The sequence below is a fragment of the Streptomyces sp. NPDC002004 genome (assembly GCF_053593975.1).
In genome coordinates this window covers 68977-86249 of the sequence record NZ_JBSFDP010000022.1, presented here as the reverse complement: position 1 = coordinate 86249, position 17273 = coordinate 68977, and the positions used below count along the sequence as shown (strand labels likewise).

The window sequence follows — 17273 nt, the reverse complement described above, 5'->3', positions numbered from 1 at the left end:
TGCCTCTACGGTGGGAGTCCGGACCGTGCGCTCCGGCGCCACACGACCTGGGAGAGACTGTGGTCAAGGATCATTCGGCAGCCTTGAACGCCCACTGGCGGGCCGCGAACTATCTGTCGGTCGGTCAGATCTACCTGATGACCAATGCGCTGCTGACCGAGGAACTGCGGCCCGAACACATCAAACCGCGCCTGCTCGGCCACTGGGGGACGTCGCCCGGTCTCAACCTCGTCCACACCCACCTCAACCGTGTGATCAAGGAGCGAGGTCAGGAGGCCATGTGCATCTGGGGCCCGGGCCACGGTGGGCCGGCCGTCCTCGCCAATTCCTGGCTGGACGGCACCTATTCGGAGACGTACCCGGACGTGACCCGGGACGCGGCCGGGATGGAGCGGCTGTTCCGGCAGTTCTCCTTCCCGGGCGGCGTGCCGAGCCATGTGGCGCCGGAGACCCCGGGTTCCATCCACGAGGGCGGTGAACTCGGCTACTCCCTGGCCCACGCCTACGGAGCGGCCCTCGACAATCCGCATCTTCTCGTCGCCTGCGTCATCGGCGACGGAGAGGCCGAAACCGGGCCGCTGGCCGCCTCCTGGCACTCCGACAAGTTCCTCGATCCCGTGCACGACGGCGCAGTCCTCCCGGTCCTGCACCTCAACGGCTACAAGATCGCCAACCCGACGCTGCTGTCCCGCATCCCGGAGGAAGAGCTGGACGCACTGCTGACCGGGTACGGATACGACGTCCTGCACGTCACCGGCCACGATCCGCTCGAGGTCCACCACCTGATGGCGCATGCCATGGACGAGGCGCTGGACCGCATCGCCGACATCCAGCGGACCGCGCGCCGGGGAGGCATGAGCGGACGTGCCCGCTGGCCGGTCATCGTGCTGCGCACCCCCAAGGGCTGGACGGGACCGGCCGAAGTCGACGGGCTGCCCGTCGAGGGCACCTGGAGGTCGCACCAGGTTCCCCTCGCGGCTGTGCGCGAGAACTCCGAACATCTGGCGCTGCTCGAGGCATGGCTGCGCTCGTACCGACCCGAGGAACTGTTCGACGCAGAGGGCCGGCCGACCCCGCAGGTCCTGGAGTGCGTCCCCGAGGGCGGACGCCGTCTGGGGGCGTCCCGGCACGCCAACGGCGGGCTGCTCACCCGGCAGCTGCCGATCCCGGACCTGGAGCAGTTCGCCGTTCCGGTCGACGAACCGGGTGCCGCGCTCCACGAGCCGACCCGCGTCCTGGGCGGTCTGCTCGCCGAGATCATGGGCGCCACCGCCGATCGACGGGACTTCCGGATCGTCGGCCCCGACGAAACCAGCTCCAACCGTCTCGACGCGGTGTTCACCGCGACCGGCAAGGCCTGGCAGGCCGACGTCATGGATACCGACGAGCATCTGTCCCCGGACGGCCGCGTCATGGAAGTCCTGTCCGAACATCTCTGCCAGGGCTGGCTGGAGGGCTACCTCCTCACCGGCCGGCACGGACTCTTCTCCTGCTACGAGGCGTTCGTCCACATCGTCGACTCGATGGTCAACCAGCACATCAAATGGCTCAGGACGGCCCGCACCATCCCGTGGCGGGCCCCGGTCCCGTCCCTCAACTACCTGCTCACCTCGCACGTCTGGCGTCAGGACCACAACGGCTTCTCGCACCAGGACCCCGGATTCGTCGACCACGTCCTGAACAAGAGTCCCGAAGTCGTCCGTGTCTACCTGCCCCCGGACGCCAACACCCTGCTGTGCGTCGCCGACCACGTCCTTCGCAGCCGGGACTACGTCAATGTCGTCGTCGCGGGCAAGCAGCCCTGCTTCGACTGGCTCTCCCTCGACGCGGCACGTCTGCACTGCGCCCGTGGCGTCGGCATCTGGGACTGGGCCGGTTCCGAGGACCCCACGCACGACCCCGACGTCGTACTGGCCTGCGCGGGTGACGTGCCCACCCAGGAAGTCCTCGCCGCTGCGGGCCTGCTCCGCACCCAACTCCCGGAACTCGCCGTGCGTGTGGTGAACGTGGTCGACATGACCCGGCTCCTTCCTGCCGGGGAACACCCGCACGGCATGACGGACGCCGAGTACGACGCCGTCTTCACCCGCGACCAGCCGGTGATCTTCGCCTACCACGGCTACCCATGGCTGATCCACCGTCTCGCGTACCGGCGGGCGGGCCACGCGAATCTGCACGTCCGCGGCTACAAGGAGTCGGGCACCACCACGACCCCCTTCGACATGGTCGTGCGCAACGACCTCGACCGGTACCGCCTGGTCATGGACGTGATCGACCGCGTCCCAGGCCTCGGCGTCCGCGCCGCCGCCGTACGCCAGGCGATGGTCGACGTCCGTACGCGTCATCACGCATGGATCCGTGAGCACGGCACCGATCTGCCGGAGGTCGCCGAATGGGCCTGGCAGGGCTGAGCGACGTCGGGCGGGGCGCCCGGGATGCCCCTCACACGCGGGCTGCCGCCGAGGGGGCGTCGAGCACGGCCCGCACCACGGAGTGCGCCGCGCCGAGCAGCGGGCCCTGCGAACCGAGGCCGGACACGGTCACGCCGCAGGCCCGGCTCGCGGTGCGTCGCTGAAGCTCCCGCTCCAGCGACGGCAGCACCCATGGCGCGAGCCGTGCCAGTGATCCACCGAGCACCACGGCGCCGGGGTCGAGCAGATTGACCGTGCCGGTCAGCGCGATGCCGAGCGCCGTCCCCGCCCCGCGCAGGGCTCGGCGTACGTCCCGGTCGCCCGCCGTCGCGCGTTCGGCGAGCAGGTCCACGCGCCCCTCACCGGGGTCCAGACCGGCTGCCCGCAGAACCGCTTCCTCACCTGCGTACTGCTCCAGACATCCGCGTCCACCGCACGGGCACGCGGGGCCCTCGGGCCGCACCGGCACATGACCCAGCTCGCCCGCGAATCCTCGGGTGCCCCGCAGCAGCCGGCCGTCGACGACGAGTGCGGCGCCGATGCCGATCTCGGCCGACACATGGACGAAGTCGTGCGGTGTGCCGTCGCCCAGCCACAGTTCGGCGAGTGCGCCGAAGTTCGCTTCGTTGTCCACGGACACCGGCATCTGTACCGGGAGCAGCGCGCCGATATCGGTGTCGTGCCAGTCGAGGTTGGGCGCCCGGACCACTCTGGTGGTGCCCCGTGCGACCAGACCGGGTACGGCGACCGCCAGTCCCGCCGGGTGCAGGCCTGCACGGCCGGCCTCGTCCACCACCTGGCGTATCAGCGCGGTGAGTTCGGCGGCGACCGGTTCCGCGGCCCGTCCCCGGTTGCTGCCGTGCCGAACGGCACGTGCCCGCACCTCGCCGCGCAGATCCACCATGCACACCGCCAGGTGGTCGACGCCGACTTCGGCGCCGACCCCGGCCGGGCCGTGCCGGCTGACGGTCAGGGCGGACCCCGGCCGACCCCGGCCCGGACGTCCCGCCGCACCGGGGAGCTCCGGCCCCAGCTCCTCCAGGAGTCCGGTACGGATCAGCTCGTCCACGAGCGTGGAGACGGCGGCCCGGGTCAGCCCGATGCGGGCGGCGACGGCGGCCCTGGACAACGGGCCCTCGGCCGCGACGGTGTACATCACCCGAGCCAGATTGCGGCGGCGCATGCCCTGCTGGGTGTCGGCGGATTCGGGGCGTGCCCCGTGCGGCGGTGCGGTCATTCCTCCGTCAGTCCTCGTGGGCCGGCCGCGCCTGGGCCGGCCATGCGTGCGGCACGCTGCGTGCGGTCACGTCGCGTCCGGTGCCCGGTCGAGCAGCGGCGCCGCGTCGGAGAGTACCCCGGCGATCCGTGACAGTGCCGCCGTGTCCGGCTCCACCGGATCCAGCACCGGGCCCTCTGCGGTGCCCCAGCGACGCGCGACCGCCGACGGGTCCTCACCGGTCAGCACACCGGCGGCCTGAGCCGCGGCGCCGAGCGCCACCAGCTCCTGCGCCTGCGGGATCCGGACCGCCCGGCCCGACAGACGGCGTACCGTCTGCTGCCACGCCGTGCCGCGCGCTCCGCCGCCGATCAGGAGCAGCGGCTCCGAACGGTCGGCGTCCGCTTCCAGCACGAGTTCGAGGGCTTCGAGCAGTGCCTGCACCGCGCCGTCGTAGGCCGCCTGGAGCACCTGACCGCCGGTCGTGCCCTGCCGCAGCCCGTGCAGCAGGCCGGAGGCGCGCGGCAGCGCGGGAGTGCGCTCGCCGTCCAGGTACGGCAGGAACGTGACCGATCCGCCCGGTTCCACGGCCTCGCGGTCCAGGCCGAGCATCGCGGCGATCCGGTCGACGGCCAGGGTGCAGTTGAGCGTGCAGGCCAGCGGCAGCCAGTCGTGGTGTGCGTCGGCGAACCCCGCGACGGTGCCCGTAGGGTCGCAGGGGCGCTGCGTGGACAACGCGTACACCGTGCCGGAGGTTCCCAGGCTCAGCACCGGTGTACCCGGACGCAGGCCCAGACCCAGCGCGGCGGCCGCGTTGTCGCCCATGCCCGGCGCGACCAGCGTTCCCTTGGAGAAGGGGAGCTCGCCCGAGCCGCGGACGGTGCCGGCGATCTCTCCGGGCCGCACGACACGGGGGAGCAGCGCCGGATCGAGCCCCACCAGAGCGAGGATCTCCTCGTCGTACGACTCCGTGGCCGACGCCCACCACCCCGTGCCGGACGCGTCGGAGCGGTCGGTGGTGCCGACACCGGTCAGCCTCCCGGTCAGATAGTCGTGGGGGAGACGTACCGCTGCCGTGGCACGGGCCGACTCCGGCTCGTGCTCGGCCAGCCAGGCCCACTTCGCCACGGTGAACGAAGGTCCGGGGACGCTGCCGACGCGGTCCGCCCATGCCTTGCGGCCGCCCAGCTCGGCCACGAGCCGGTCGGCCTGCGGCGCCGACCGCACGTCGTTCCACAGCAGCGCAGGACGCACCGGATCGCCCTGGGCATCCAGGGTGACGAGGCCGTGCTGCTGGCCGGCGACGGACACGGCCGCCGCCTCGTGCGCGGCCTCGCCGCACCGGTGGAGCGCCTCGCCCAGCGCACTCCACCACTGCTCGGGATCGCTCTCCCGCCCGGCGCCCGTCGTGACCGTGTGCGGGGCCTGGCCGCTCGCCACGACCCTGCCGGTTGCGGCGTCCACGACCAGCGCCTTCGTGGACTGCGTCGAGCTGTCCACGCCGACGACGAGCGGTCCCTCGGCTTCTGACATCGGGCTCTCCGTTTCTGCGGCTCCGACCGGGTGGGGCGCCCCGGGTCCGTCATCCCTTCCCTGCGGCGCACCGGCATACTAATTTGTAAACCGCCATGACGAAATGGTGAGTGCGAGAGGAGCCACGGAATGAACTACCGGCCGACCCCGGAAGACAGGTTCACCTTCGGTCTGTGGACCGTCGGATGGCAGGGGCGGGACCCGTTCGGGGACGCCACCAGGCCCGCCCTCGACCCGGTCGGCACGGTGCGCCGCCTCGCCGAGCTGGGCGCCTACGGAGTGACCTTCCACGACGACGACCTCATCCCGTTCGGTGCGTCCGGGAGCGAGCGCGAATCGCATGTCAAGCGCTTCCGTCAGGCCCTCGACGCCACCGGCCTCGTCGTGCCGATGGCGACGACGAACCTGTTCACCCACCCCGTCTTCAAGGACGGCGCGTTCACCGCCAACGACCGCGACGTTCGCCGCTACGCCCTGCGCAAGACCATCCGCAACATCGACCTCGCGGCGGAGCTCGGTGCGCAAACCTATGTCGCCTGGGGCGGCCGGGAGGGCGCGGAGTCGGGTGCCGCGAAGGACGTACGGGTGGCGCTGGACCGTATGAAGGAGGCGTTCGACCTGCTGGGCGAGTACGTGACGTCCCAGGGGTACGATCTGCGCTTCGCCATCGAGCCGAAGCCGAACGAACCGCGCGGGGACATCCTGTTGCCCACCGTGGGGCACGCCCTGGCGTTCATCGAGCGTCTGGAACGTCCGGATCTCTTCGGTGTCAACCCCGAAGTCGGCCACGAGCAGATGGCGGGTCTCAACTTCCCGCACGGCATCGCTCAGGCCCTGTGGGCGGGCAAGCTCTTCCACATCGACCTCAACGGCCAGTCGGGCATCAAGTACGACCAGGACCTGCGCTTCGGCGCGGGTGATCTGAGGGCCGCCTTCTGGCTCGTCGACCTGCTGGAGAGCGCCGGGTACGAGGGGCCACGGCACTTCGACTTCAAGCCCCCGCGGACCGAGGACCTCGACGGCGTGTGGGCGTCCGCCACCGGGTGCATGCGCAACTACCTGATCCTGCGGGAGCGCGCCGCGGCGTTCCGCGCCGACCCCGAGGTGCAGGAGGCGCTCCGGGCCTCGCGCCTGCACGAGCTGGCGCTGCCCACTGCCGAGGACGGGCTGCCCGGACTGCTCGCCGACCGCGGTGCCTTCGAGGACTTCGACGTGGAGGCTGCCGCCGCGCGCGGGATGGCCTTCGAGCGCCTGGACCAGCTCGCCATTGACCACCTCCTGGGAGCCCGCGGCTGAGGAAGGACTTCTGCGGGGCGCGGCCGGGCATCGGGCAGGCCCCCTGCGCCCGCGGGGCCGTCCAGGCGGACGGCGCCTCCCGGGAGGTCGGGAGGCGCCGCCGTCGGTCACCTACCGGTCAGCAGTGATTGGGCACGTTCCCCTTGTCATCGCCCTTCAGGTAGACCGCGCTCACATAGCCGATGCCGCCGCTGTTGAGCTTCAGTCGCACCCAGTTGCGATTGGAGATGCCCTGGTCGTTGACGAGATCGCCCTCGAGCCAACACTGAGCGGTGTAGCTGTAGCCTGCGTTGACGTAGCTCACGACCCGCTCGCCGAGCGCCGGCCCGGCGTGGACGTCGCCATGGGTCCAGGCGACGACCGCGGTGTCCGCGAGCGCCGGGGACGCGCCGAGCACCGCGGCCCCGAGAAGGGCCGCGCTCGCACCGGCCAGGGCCACAGCGCGCTTCGTGTTGATGCCGAGCATGTATCACTCCCGTTGATGTGACGGTCGAACCACTCCCGGATGGGATGCCGGTCCGAGCCCCGAGGCCGCGGTCCACGCAGGTCGAGCCGGTGTGATCACCATCGCGGATGTCATGTGCCCTCTCAATCGCTGATCAGAGGGAGTGCGTGGGCCCGTGTTCCCGGCGCCCGTGCCGAGGTCCCGGATGCGCCGGTGGGCGCCGCGTGGTTTTCGGTCAAGGAGTGACATCGAGGCGTGCCTGCTCCTGCTCGGGACTGAGGCCAGCCCCCCTACCGCCCCCGGGGTTGCCCCAGGGTGCACACGGGTGGTGGCGCCATGGTCGCCCAAGGTCACGGTTCCGTACGTTTCATGAGGTCAGAGCCCGTCCCTCCAGAAACCGGGAGCCCCGGACATGCCCCAGGTCGCCGCACCTGTCGCGGAACGCCCCTCAGCCGCCGACGGCGGAAGCGAATTCACGCCCCTCCTGCGCACCGTCAGGAGTCAGGGCCTCCTCGACCGCCGTACGGGCTGGTACGCACGAGGCATCGCGGTCAACGCCGCCTCGCTCGCGGCCGTGATCATCGGTGTCGTCCTGATGGGCAACTCCTGGTGGACCCTGCTTCTCGCCCCCCTGCTCGCCGTGCTGTCCGCCCGTACGGCCTTCATCGGCCACGACGCCGGCCACTCCCAGATCACCGCAGACCGGCGCGCGGGCCGCCTCATCGGCCTGATCCACGGGAACCTGCTCCTGGGCATGAGCTATGCGTGGTGGAACGACAAGCACAACCGCCACCATGCCAACCCCAACCACATAGAGAAGGACCCCGACGTCGCGGCCGACGTACTGGTCTTCACACGGGAGCAGGCCAAGGACCGCTCCGGATTTCGGCGGTGGCTGACCCGTCACCAGGCATGGCTCTTCTTCCCGCTCACCCTGCTCGAAGGGCTCGCCCTGAAGGTCTACGGGTTTCAGGACCTCCGCCGCCAGGCCCCCAGGGAGCGTGCGGTCGAGGGGCTGCTCCTCCTGGCCCATATAGCCGCCTACGTGGCGCTCCTGTTCTGCAGCATGTCACCGGGCAAGGCCGTCGCGTTCGCCGCGCTCCACCAGGCTCTCTTCGGTCTCCACCTGGGGATGGCCTTCGCCCCCAACCACAAGGGCATGGACATGCCGGATCCCGACGGTGAGCGCTGGGGTCATCTGCGCCGCCAGGTCCTCACTTCACGCAACATACGCGGCGGCCTGCTCACCGACTGGTTCCTCGGGGGACTCAATTACCAGGTCGAGCACCACCTGTTCCCCAGCATGCCCCGGCCCCACCTGCGGCTCGTCCAGCCCCTCGTCCGTGCCCACTGCCGTGAGCTGGGCGTCCCCTACACCGAGACCGGGCTCTTCGACTCCTACCGCCAGGCCCTGCGCCATATGCAGGACGTCGGTGAACCCCTCAGGGGAATGTGAGAGCTCCGGACGCGGAGCGGACCCGGGCGGATCCCCTGCGCGGCGTGGCCGGGCGCGGCATGCACAGGGCCACGCTCTCAGGGGCGTGTCGGGGGCGTGTCTCAGGGCCTTCTCAGGGTGGGGGGCAGGAACCGTTCGCGAGGCGAAGCCGTTCCTAGAAGCAGAGAGCGGCAGTGGCTCCGAAGGAGGCGACACACATGTCGAGGAACGCGAAGATCGCCGCGGGAGGCGTGGCGGTCGGGCTCATCCTGCTGATCTGGCTGCCCTGGTGGGCCTCACTCCTGATCGTGCTCGGCGTGCCCGCCGCGGCATACCTGATGCTCGACCCTTCACAGCGGCGCAGGCTGCGCCGCATGAACCGAAAGGAGCTCGGGCACTGACCCTGCTGCCCGCGGACCCGCTCCACCGGTGCGTCGCGCGACGCGGTGGTGTGCCGGTGCGCGGGCCGGGCACAGCCGGGACCGGGTGCGCTTCAGACGGGGCGTACCGCCATCTTGTCCAGCGCCTCCAGGAGCCCCGGCAGTTCCGGGCCGCGCCCCACAGGCAGCACCTCGCCCGGCTCCTCGTCGAGCAGCACGAAGGCGATGTCGTCGGTGCGGGCGACCAGGGACCAGCCAGGCCCGTCGGCCCGCAGCGTCCGGGCCTCGCCGGGCGCGAACGACGAGCGGACCCGCCCGAGCGGCGGCGGCGTGTCCAGGTAGGCACGCACCTCCGCCAGCACCCGGCGGACTCCCTCCCTGGAGCCGTTGGACTTCTCGGCCGGGGACGGCTCACCCTCGGACTCCCCGGCGCCCGGGGAGGCGCCGTCGCCCGAAGGGGTCAGGAAGTCCTCGTCGTCGACCTGACCCCGCCAGGCCGCCCACTGGAGCGCGATCTCGTCCGCGCCCAGTCGGCGTTGCGCCGGGCCCCAGGTGGTGGTGTCCGGCGGCGTGAGGGGGGCGCGGTCCTCGGCATCCGGTTCGGGGTCGTGCGGGGCCGGGATGTCCGGAGCAGCCACCGCCAGCGCCAGCGGCCAGCCGGGCAGAGCGGTCACCACCGAGCGCTCGTCGGGGGACAGGTCGTACTCCATGCCGCAGTCCCAGCAGGAGATCGCCACGGCCACCAGCGACACGTCGTCGACGACGACCGTCCACCGGGCGCCCCCGCCGTCCTGGCCGAGGACGAGACCGTAGCCGTCGGCCAGCGGCGCCAGTCCGAGGGCCTCGCACGCCTCGGGATAGTCGTCGCCCAACACGCTCGGGAACTTCGCCGGTGTCAGCAGCACCGCCGTGAGCACGTACAGTGCATCGTCCCCGGCGGCGGCGGAGTCGTCCGTCCCGGTCATGCCAGCCCTCCCCATTGCTTCTTCTGTCGGCGCACCCTAACCACAGGTCAGCGGGCTCGTCGAGGCCGGACGAGCGGGAATTTCACCCGCGTGCACGCCGGGTGCGCTCCTCTTGCCGAATGCACACAACCCCCACGGGTGCATCACGCGGCGGGCAGGCCGAGCAGAGCCCGCGCCACAGCGCCCGGAGTCTCGCCGCGCTCGCGCGCCAGGGCGATCAGGGCCCGGGAGGCGAGCTCATTGACGCCGAACGAGAGCGCCTCCGGGGAGACCCAGGTCGCGGCCTCCTCCATGCGCTCCTGATCGTCCTCCGCGGACGCCGACACATAGACCGCCGCCGCCTCGAAGAGGTTGTGCGACCGCTGCTTCCCGTTGTCCTTCGTGCGCGCATGCCAGATCTCGCGGAGTCTGCCGAACATCGCGGCCGCCTTCCCCTCTTCGGGCGCCCGGATGACGCCCATGTGCAGTGATCCTAAGTAGAGTTGGAACATCAGCGGCAGAAGGGGGGCCCGTGCGGTGAAGCGCTTCGCACGTCTTGAGGAGATCCGTCGCCTCGACCCGGAGAAGGACTTCCTGACGATCTACCGTCTGTCGTCGACGTACGAGTTCCCCTGGGACTTCACCCGCGCCCTGGAACTCGCGCTCTACCGCACCTACGCCGTCCCCGGTATCGGACGCCTCCTCGACAGGACGGCGGAGCTGACCGAACGCTCCCAGAAGCGGTACGACGACACGGCGCTGCTGCTGGACACCGTCGTCGAGCACGGTTTCGACAACGAGAAGGGGCGTACGGCGATCCGGCGCATCAACCAGATGCACCGGAGCTACGACATCAGCAACGACGACATGCGGTATGTGCTGTGCACATTCGTCGTCATGCCCAAGCGGTGGATCGACGCCTACGGCTGGCGTCGGATGTCGAGTCACGAGGTCGCCGCCTCGGCGCGCTACTACGCCACTTTGGGGCGGCACATGGGGATCAAGGACATTCCACGTTCCTACGACGAGTTCGAGGATTGTCTCGACGCCTACGAAGAGGCTCACTTCGGCTGGGACGAGGGCGCCCGGCGGGTGTCCGACGCGACGCTCGACCTCATGACCTCCTGGTATCCGCGCCCGCTGGCGCCGCTCCTGCGTGGTGCGACGCTGGCGCTGCTCGACGAATCCCTGCTGCGCGCGTTCCGCTACGAGCAACCGGGCCCTGCCGTCCGCACACTGGTCCGGGGCGCCGTTCGGCTCCGGGGGCGCGCGGTTCGCCTTCTGCCGCCCCGCAGGGCTCCGCACTACGCTCGCCAGAACTGGGAGATCAAGGGCTATCCGAATGGCTACGAGGTGTCGGAGCTCGGGACGTTCCCGGTTCCCGGACTGCGCGGCTGTCCCATGCGGCACAGCGATTCCGCGACGCCGAACTGAGCGTTCCCGGCGCCGTCCGTCAGGGATGTGGTGACTCGAGTCCGGCCAGAGTCTTCCTGAGCCAGGCGAGTTCCGCACGGCTGGTCGCCCGCGCGATGGTCAGCACGCCCTGGCGGAAGGGGTCGTCCAGCTCCTCCGCGCGCAGCGGACGGTCCCCCTCGTAGAAGAAGCTCGTCTCCTCCTCCAGAAAGGCCAGGCGGCGGCGCAGTACCTCCGCCTGGATTCCGGGCTCTTCGAGGTGCCGCAGGAACGCGAGCACGGTGAACCACCGGTTCTCGTCCGTGATGTCGGAGCGTGACGGGTCCGCGAGGCGACTGCGCAGCTCCTTGCTTCCGGCCTCCGTCAGGCTGAGGACATGGCGGGGTGCCGCCACGCTGCCGGGCTGCGTCTCCCGGGCGAGGAACCCCGCCTTCTCCAGCCGTTTGATCGCGGGGTACAGCGTGCTCTCCGCCACCGGCTTCACATGGCCCGTCAGCGCGGTGATCCGCTTGCGCAGTTCATAGCCGTGCAGGGGGGCGTCGCAGAGGAATCCGAGGATGGCCAACTCCAGCATGCCTGTATTTTGCCGCAACGTCGGCGTACATCGCATGCGCTATACATCGGGTCCGATGTATATTGCGTGTGGTGACGGCACACGGCCACGTGCGTCATCACGACCACCGCGCAAGGGCACACGAGGGGGAGCCGGGATGCAGCAGGCCGAGTTCGACACGCACGGAAGCCGTATTCGCTGGACGGAGGCCCGGGGGGTGGAGCCGGCGCGCATCTATGTGCACGGTCTGGGCGCGACCTCGGCGGCGTATCACGCCCACATTGCGGCGCGCCCCGAACTGGCGGGACGGCGTTCCCTCTTCGTCGATCTGCCCGGTCACGGCCTGAGCGACCGTCCGGCCGGCTTCGGCTACACCCTCGAGGACCACGCGGAGGCGCTCGCGGCAGCCCTCGACGCGGCGTCGGTGAAGGAGGCGGAGATCATCGGACACAGCATGGGCGGCTCGGTCGCCATCGTGCTGGCCCATCGCAGACCCGACCTCGTGTCGCGCCTCGTGGTCACGGAGCCCAACCTCGACCCCGCCCCTCCGCTCACGGAGGGCAGCAGCGGTATCGCCGCTTACGACGAGCGGGAGTTCGTCGAAGGCGGCGGCCACGCGCGGGTGCTGGAACGAGTCGGTCCCCTGTGGGCGGCGACCATGCGGCTCGCCGATCCGCTCGCCCTGCACCGCAGTGCCGTGGGGCTCGTGGAGGGAACGCGGCCCACGATGCGGCACCTGCTGTCGGAGCTCGCGGTCGAGCGGATCCTTCTGCACGGCGAGCTCAGCGGTGAACTGTCCGGTCACGAAGGACTGCAGGTCGCAGGGGTTCAGGTCGTGTCCGTTCCCGGCGCGGGCCACAACGTCATGTTCGACAACCCCGACGCCTTCGTCGCCGCCGTCGCGCGCACACGGTGAGGACGCCGCCCGTCGTTCCGGCGGGCCTCGGCGCGTCCCGCGGGGCCTCAGTGCGTCGCGGCGGGCCTCAGGGTGTCCCGGCGGCCCCAAGGCCTCGCGGCGGGCCTCAGCTCTCCCGGACGGCCAGCGCCAGGAAGCGGGTGTCCTCGTCGGCGTACGCCGTCATGCGCCACCCCGCCGCCCCGAGCAGCGGCCGCAGATTGTCCTCCGCGCGCAGGTCGTCCGGGGTGAGCTGCCGTCCGTGACGCGCCGCCAGCGCCGCCCGGCCGATGGGATGGAAGAGCGCCAGCAGGCCGCCCGGGCGCACGACCCTCGCCAGCTCCCGCAGGTTCTGGGTCGGCCGCGGCAGATGGGCGATCAGCCCCGCCGCGAATACCGCGTCCAGGGACCCTGTACGCAACGGCAACCGACTCACGTCGCCGAGCAGCAGCTGCCCGTCGTGGTCCCGGCCCGCCCGCACGGCGGCCTCCAGCATCGCCGGGGTCAGGTCGATGCCCAGGACCACCCCGGTGTGCCCCACCGCACCGCGCAGGGCCGGAAGGGCGCGGCCCGTGCCGCACCCGGCGTCGAGGACCCTGTCCCCTTCGCGCAGCCCGAGCTCCTCCACGGCGGCACGGAAGGCCGGCTCGTCACCGGGGAAGCGCGCGTCCCAGTCGGCCGCGCGTGCCGCGAAGAACTCCTGGACGTGTGTCTGGTCGTCGCTCATGTACCGCATGATCCCGCATGGACGTGAACGCGAGTTCGGTGCACTCGTTCGAGTCGTATGCGATCGCCCTGGCGCTCCTCTCTGTCATATTCCAATAGCTTTCGAAATGCGCCCCCTTGAGTTCCCCCCATCGGGTCTAGCGTCCCTGGGCCATGGGACACCTGGACCATGCCACCTTCGGGTGGCTGACCCCCGTGCTGTCGTACGGAATGGCCTGCATCGGCGCGGCTCTCGGGCTGCGCTGCACCGTCCGGGCGCTCGGCGTGACCGGGCGCTCACGCCGCAATTGGCTCCTCACCGCCGCCTCCGCGATCGGCACCGGCATCTGGACCATGCACTTCGTGGCCATGCTCGGATTCGGAGTCACCGGCACGGACATCCGGTACGACGTGCCGCTCACGATCCTCAGCCTGCTCGTCGCCGTGACCGTCGTCGGAGCGGGTGTGTTCGCCGTGGGATACGGCCACGACCGCAGACGCGCCCTGGCCCTCGGCGGCCTCACGACCGGACTCGGCGTCGCCAGCATGCACTACCTCGGCATGGCCGCACTCCGACTCCACGGCCGGATCCACTACGACCCGGTGCTCGTCGGAGTCTCCGTTGCCATCGCCGTGGTCGCGGCGACAGCGGCCCTGTGGGCGGCGCTCAACATCGAGTCGCCCATGGCGGTCGCCGTTGCGTCCCTCGTCATGGGAGGGGCCGTGAGCAGCATGCACTACACCGGCATGATCGCGGTGAGCGTGCACGTCGTGCCTGCCGCCGAGGGACTGCCCGGGGCCACGGCGATGCAGTTCATCTTCCCCCTCGCCGTCGGCCTCGGGTCCTTTCTCTTCCTGACCTGTGCCTTCGTCGCGCTCTCCCCGACCGCGGGTGGGCGCGGGGCCTTCGCATCGGCCCGACGGCCCGTCGGCAGCGCCGCCCCCTAGCCACGGGTGCCGGTCCCCGCAGGACCACGCCCGAACACCACCCGAGCGAGGAGGCCATGCGCACACCCCGTAGAGCCCGCACGAGCGCGGCGCCGCAGCCGACCGCACCCCCCGTACGCGGCCGCCGCGCCCATGCCGGACCACCGGCCGACGAGAGCGGGGCACCCGAAGACCCTCCGGAGACGGCAGGCCACGCGTCCCCCACCCGCGGGGGACGTCGCCGACTGCGCCCGGCCGCGGTGCGCGCCAAGATCGTGTGCCTGCTGATGGTGCCCGTCATGTCCTTGCTCGCCCTCTGGGCGTACGCCACGGTCAGCACCGCGCAGGACATGGTCCGACTGCGTCAGGTCCAGCGGGCACAGACACAGGTGGGGACTCCCGTGGCCGAAGCTGTCGCTGCCCTGCAGGCCGAACGCACGACGGCCGTGCGCTGTGCCGCTGCTCCGACAGCCGATCGGGCCGAGGACCTCAGGAACCACGCCACCCGTACCGACCGGGCCGTCGCCGCACTGCGCCTGGGCGACCACAACACCGTTGCCGACGGAGCAGGCTTCCCGCCCGCCGTCGCCTCCCGTCTCGCCGCCTTCGTCTCCGACGTCCGACGGCTGCGAAACCTGCGCACCGCCGTGCTGGACCGGCGCAGCGGCTGGGACAACGCATACGGCCAGTACACGCGCACCATCGAGAGCGCGTTCTCGGCCGCCGGAGCCCTCACCGTCGTGCAGGACGCCGGACCCGGCCCCGACGCCCGCGTCCTGCTGGAGTTCTTCCGGGCGGCCGAGCAACTGGCCCGTGAGGACGCCCTGATGGCGAGCGCCCGACCCGCCGGAACCCTTGACGAACAGCGGCTGCGCCTGTTCATCGGGGCCGTGCAGACCCGGCGTACCCTCACCGACGGTGCCACGGCCGATCTGCGCGGACCCGAACGTGCCGCCTGGCAGCGCCTGGCGAAGAGCAGCGCCTACACCGGCGTGCTCGGCGTCGAGGACGAGGTGAGCGGAGCCGGGACCGGTCGCGGCGCGATCCCCGCCGCGACCCGGAGCACCTGGGACCGAAGCCGCACCACTGTGCGCGACGGGCTCCGCGCCATCGAATCCACCGCGGTCCGCAGCGCCGCCGACCGGGCCGACCCGTTCACACGGGAGTTCCTCGGCGCCGCCGGCGCCGCCGTCCTGCTCGGACTTGTCGCGGTCGCCGCATCCCTGTTCATCTCCGTCCGCATCGGCCGGGGTCTCGTCGTCGAACTGACCGGCCTGCGCGACAACGCCCTGGACATAGCCCGCCGCAAACTCCCGCACGCCATCCGCAGACTCCGCTCCGGAGAAGCGGTCGACATCGACGCAGAGGCACCCCTGGGCCCTCCCGCCGAGGACGAGATCGGGCAGGTGTCCGAGGCACTGGACAGCGTCCACCGGGCGGCCCTGCGCGCCGCGATCGAGCGCGCGGAACTCGCCGGCGGCATCTCCGCAGTCTTCGTCAACCTCGCCCGCAGGAGCCAGGTTCTCGTCCACCGGCAGCTGGGCCTCCTCGACACCATGGAACGCAGGGCCGAGGATCCGGACGAACTCAGCGACCTCTTCCGGCTGGACCACCTCACGACCCGGATGCGGCGCCACGCCGAAAGCCTGATCATCCTCTCCGGCGCGGCACCCGGCCGGGCCTGGCGGATCCCCGTGCCGCTCACGAGCGTCGTGCGGGCCGCAGTCTCCGAAATCGAGGACTACGCGCGCGTGGAGGTACGACACCTCCCGGAAGCGGCCGTCGTCGGGAGCGCCGTCGCGGACCTCACACACCTGCTCGCCGAACTCGTCGAGAACGCCGCCCAGTTCTCGCCGCCCCACACAAGGGTGCTCATCGGCGGCGAACCCGTGGGCAACGGCTACGCGCTGGAGGTGGAGGACCGCGGGCTCGGCATGGGGCAGGAGATGCTCGCCGACGCCAACCGCCGCATCGAGGAGTCGGAAGGCCTGGACCTGTTCGACAGTGACCGGCTCGGGCTCTTCGTCGTCAGCCGGCTCTCCGCACGCCACGGCATCAAGGTGCACCTGCGTACCTCCCCCTACGGAGGCACGACAGCCGTCGTGCTGCTGCCCACGTCACTCCTGCACGGCGACGCCACGGAGCCTGCGGGCCAACGGGCCGCGACGGCCCTCCCGGAAGTTCACGAAAGCGGGCACGCCCACGTGCCCGGCATAGATCCGTCCGCAACGCCCGCCACTGCGGGCGCCCTTCACCCGCCCGGGGCATCCGCAGCGGCGGACCACCCTCACCCGCCGCGTCCCGTTCTGGTCGCCCCCCTGAACGCCACCGTCCAAGCCTCGGACATACCCGCTGAGGCATCACTCCCGCCCGGCGTCGCGACGCTGAGAGGTCATCGCCCGCCCACGGAGGGCGGGGACGACCCGCCGGACCGGCTGCCCAGACGGGTCCGGCAGGCGAACCTCGCCCCACAACTGCGTGCCCAGGACCCGGACGGGCCCGCGACCGCCACGGAGAGCGGAGGCCCGGACGAGGACCGCACCCCCGAATCGGTACGGGACCGCATGACCGCCTACCGGGACGGATGGACCCGAGGAGGCGGACGACCGCCCGGCCGGACCTCCCGGCCCGGTACCGACGACCCCGCACGGCGCACCAACGGCAGCGAAGGAGAATCCGCATGATCCAGGAATCGAGCGCGGGCACGGCCCGCAGGTCCGGCGAACTCGACTGGCTGCTGGACGACCTGGTCCTGCGCGTCGCCCAGGTGAGGCACGCCGTGGTGCTGTCGAACGACGGTCTCGCCGTCGGTGCGTCCAGCGCCCTCACCCGCGCGGACGCCGAACATCTTGCCGCCGTCGCCTCGGGGTTCCACAGCCTCGCCAAGGGCACCGGGCGTCACTTCGGCGCCGGAGGAGTACGTCAGACAATGGTCGAGATGGACGAGGGATTCCTGTTCATCGCCGCAGCGGGCGAGGGCTCCTGCCTCGCGGTGCTGAGTACGGTCACCGCCGACATCGGGCTCGTCGCGTACGAGATGGCGCGTTTGGTGAAGCGGGTCGGCGAGCACCTGCACACCCCGCCGCGCTCGGCGGCGTGGCCGCCGGTGGCCGGCTGACG

The 17273-nt window shown here is 71.3% G+C and carries 16 protein-coding genes; 9 read left to right on the top strand and 7 right to left on the bottom strand.

The features are described from left to right. Positions 1–47: 47 nt before the first annotated feature. The gene (locus ACWCP6_RS26380) at positions 48–2411 is read left to right on the top strand and encodes a phosphoketolase family protein (protein WP_450935066.1); all 2364 of its coding nucleotides are present in this window, start codon (positions 48–50) and stop codon (positions 2409–2411) included. Positions 2412–2442: 31 nt separating this feature from the next. On the opposite strand, the gene ACWCP6_RS26375 is transcribed toward ACWCP6_RS26380, so the two are convergent. Both ACWCP6_RS26375 and xylB read right to left on the bottom strand, forming a co-directional pair. Beyond that, positions 2443–3648 (bottom strand): ROK family protein, encoded by a 1206-nt coding sequence (locus ACWCP6_RS26375; RefSeq protein WP_450935032.1) that lies wholly within the window; start codon positions 3646–3648, stop codon positions 2443–2445. Positions 3649–3714: 66 nt separating this feature from the next. Further along, positions 3715–5160, bottom strand: coding sequence for a xylulokinase (gene xylB, locus ACWCP6_RS26370; RefSeq protein WP_450935031.1), 1446 nt, complete (start codon positions 5158–5160; stop codon positions 3715–3717). Positions 5161–5289: 129 nt separating this feature from the next. Between xylB and xylA the strand changes: the two genes are divergently transcribed. After that, positions 5290–6456, top strand: coding sequence for a xylose isomerase (xylA, locus tag ACWCP6_RS26365; protein WP_450935030.1), 1167 nt, complete (start codon positions 5290–5292; stop codon positions 6454–6456). A gap of 118 nt (positions 6457–6574) precedes the next feature. On the opposite strand, the gene ACWCP6_RS26360 is transcribed toward xylA, so the two are convergent. Beyond that, positions 6575–6922, bottom strand: coding sequence for an SH3 domain-containing protein (locus ACWCP6_RS26360; protein WP_450935029.1), 348 nt, complete (start codon positions 6920–6922; stop codon positions 6575–6577). Positions 6923–7313: 391 nt separating this feature from the next. Between ACWCP6_RS26360 and ACWCP6_RS26355 the strand changes: the two genes are divergently transcribed. Both ACWCP6_RS26355 and ACWCP6_RS26350 read left to right on the top strand, forming a co-directional pair. Continuing rightward, the gene (locus ACWCP6_RS26355) at positions 7314–8357 is read left to right on the top strand and encodes a fatty acid desaturase family protein (protein ID WP_450935028.1); all 1044 of its coding nucleotides are present in this window, start codon (positions 7314–7316) and stop codon (positions 8355–8357) included. 197 nt (positions 8358–8554) lie between these two features. Then, the gene (locus tag ACWCP6_RS26350; RefSeq protein WP_450935027.1) at positions 8555–8737 is read left to right on the top strand and encodes a hypothetical protein; all 183 of its coding nucleotides are present in this window, start codon (positions 8555–8557) and stop codon (positions 8735–8737) included. A 92-nt stretch (positions 8738–8829) separates the two neighbouring features. Here ACWCP6_RS26350 and ACWCP6_RS26345 read toward each other — a convergent pair whose 3' ends face one another. Then, positions 8830–9681, bottom strand: a complete 852-nt coding sequence (locus ACWCP6_RS26345; RefSeq protein WP_450935026.1) for a hypothetical protein — start codon at positions 9679–9681, stop codon at positions 8830–8832. 143 nt (positions 9682–9824) lie between these two features. Continuing rightward, positions 9825–10100 carry a hypothetical protein gene (locus ACWCP6_RS26340; RefSeq protein ID WP_450935065.1) on the bottom strand — a complete coding sequence of 92 codons (276 nt, stop codon included), beginning with the start codon at positions 10098–10100 and terminating at the stop codon, positions 9825–9827. 97 nt (positions 10101–10197) lie between these two features. Between ACWCP6_RS26340 and ACWCP6_RS26335 the strand changes: the two genes are divergently transcribed. Further along, positions 10198–11094, top strand: coding sequence for an oxygenase MpaB family protein (locus tag ACWCP6_RS26335; protein WP_450935025.1), 897 nt, complete (start codon positions 10198–10200; stop codon positions 11092–11094). A 19-nt stretch (positions 11095–11113) separates the two neighbouring features. Here ACWCP6_RS26335 and ACWCP6_RS26330 read toward each other — a convergent pair whose 3' ends face one another. Then, positions 11114–11647, bottom strand: a complete 534-nt coding sequence (locus tag ACWCP6_RS26330; RefSeq protein ID WP_450935024.1) for a PadR family transcriptional regulator — start codon at positions 11645–11647, stop codon at positions 11114–11116. A gap of 136 nt (positions 11648–11783) precedes the next feature. On the opposite strand from ACWCP6_RS26330, the gene ACWCP6_RS26325 reads away from it, so the two are divergent. Further along, positions 11784–12542, top strand: a complete 759-nt coding sequence (locus tag ACWCP6_RS26325) for an alpha/beta fold hydrolase (protein ID WP_450935023.1) — start codon at positions 11784–11786, stop codon at positions 12540–12542. Between the two features lie 106 nt (positions 12543–12648). Here the strand turns inward: ACWCP6_RS26325 and ACWCP6_RS26320 are convergent, their stop codons facing one another. Further along, positions 12649–13248 (bottom strand): class I SAM-dependent methyltransferase, encoded by a 600-nt coding sequence (locus tag ACWCP6_RS26320; protein ID WP_450935022.1) that lies wholly within the window; start codon positions 13246–13248, stop codon positions 12649–12651. A 152-nt stretch (positions 13249–13400) separates the two neighbouring features. Here ACWCP6_RS26320 and ACWCP6_RS26315 point away from each other — a divergent pair, with 152 nt between their 5' ends. Genes ACWCP6_RS26315 through ACWCP6_RS26305 form a run of 3 tightly spaced genes read left to right on the top strand, consistent with a single transcriptional unit; the run spans position 13401 to position 17271 of the window. Beyond that, the gene (locus tag ACWCP6_RS26315) at positions 13401–14174 is read left to right on the top strand and encodes an MHYT domain-containing protein (protein WP_450935021.1); all 774 of its coding nucleotides are present in this window, start codon (positions 13401–13403) and stop codon (positions 14172–14174) included. Between the two features lie 56 nt (positions 14175–14230). After that, on the top strand, positions 14231–16837 hold the full coding sequence (locus ACWCP6_RS26310) for a nitrate- and nitrite sensing domain-containing protein (RefSeq protein ID WP_450935020.1): 2607 nt from the start codon (positions 14231–14233) through the stop codon (positions 16835–16837). Beyond that, positions 16834–17271 carry a roadblock/LC7 domain-containing protein gene (locus ACWCP6_RS26305; RefSeq protein ID WP_450935019.1) on the top strand — a complete coding sequence of 146 codons (438 nt, stop codon included), beginning with the start codon at positions 16834–16836 and terminating at the stop codon, positions 17269–17271. Before ACWCP6_RS26310 ends, ACWCP6_RS26305 begins: the two co-directional genes overlap by 4 nt. The last annotated feature ends 2 nt before the right edge of the window (positions 17272–17273 follow it).

Coding starts and splice junctions, on each gene's coding strand:
- ACWCP6_RS26375 (WP_450935032.1), bottom strand. CDS start 3,648: ATGACCGCACCGCCGCACGGGGCACGCCCCGAATCCGCCGACACCCAG.
- xylB (WP_450935031.1), bottom strand. CDS start 5,160: ATGTCAGAAGCCGAGGGACCGCTCGTCGTCGGCGTGGACAGCTCGACG.
- xylA (WP_450935030.1), top strand. CDS start 5,290: ATGAACTACCGGCCGACCCCGGAAGACAGGTTCACCTTCGGTCTGTGG.
- ACWCP6_RS26360 (WP_450935029.1), bottom strand. CDS start 6,922: ATGCTCGGCATCAACACGAAGCGCGCTGTGGCCCTGGCCGGTGCGAGC.
- ACWCP6_RS26355 (WP_450935028.1), top strand. CDS start 7,314: ATGCCCCAGGTCGCCGCACCTGTCGCGGAACGCCCCTCAGCCGCCGAC.
- ACWCP6_RS26350 (WP_450935027.1), top strand. CDS start 8,555: ATGTCGAGGAACGCGAAGATCGCCGCGGGAGGCGTGGCGGTCGGGCTC.
- ACWCP6_RS26345 (WP_450935026.1), bottom strand. CDS start 9,681: ATGACCGGGACGGACGACTCCGCCGCCGCCGGGGACGATGCACTGTAC.
- ACWCP6_RS26340 (WP_450935065.1), bottom strand. CDS start 10,100: ATGTTCGGCAGACTCCGCGAGATCTGGCATGCGCGCACGAAGGACAAC.
- ACWCP6_RS26330 (WP_450935024.1), bottom strand. CDS start 11,647: ATGCTGGAGTTGGCCATCCTCGGATTCCTCTGCGACGCCCCCCTGCAC.
- ACWCP6_RS26325 (WP_450935023.1), top strand. CDS start 11,784: ATGCAGCAGGCCGAGTTCGACACGCACGGAAGCCGTATTCGCTGGACG.
- ACWCP6_RS26320 (WP_450935022.1), bottom strand. CDS start 13,248: ATGAGCGACGACCAGACACACGTCCAGGAGTTCTTCGCGGCACGCGCG.
- ACWCP6_RS26315 (WP_450935021.1), top strand. CDS start 13,401: ATGGGACACCTGGACCATGCCACCTTCGGGTGGCTGACCCCCGTGCTG.
- ACWCP6_RS26310 (WP_450935020.1), top strand. CDS start 14,231: ATGCGCACACCCCGTAGAGCCCGCACGAGCGCGGCGCCGCAGCCGACC.
- ACWCP6_RS26305 (WP_450935019.1), top strand. CDS start 16,834: ATGATCCAGGAATCGAGCGCGGGCACGGCCCGCAGGTCCGGCGAACTC.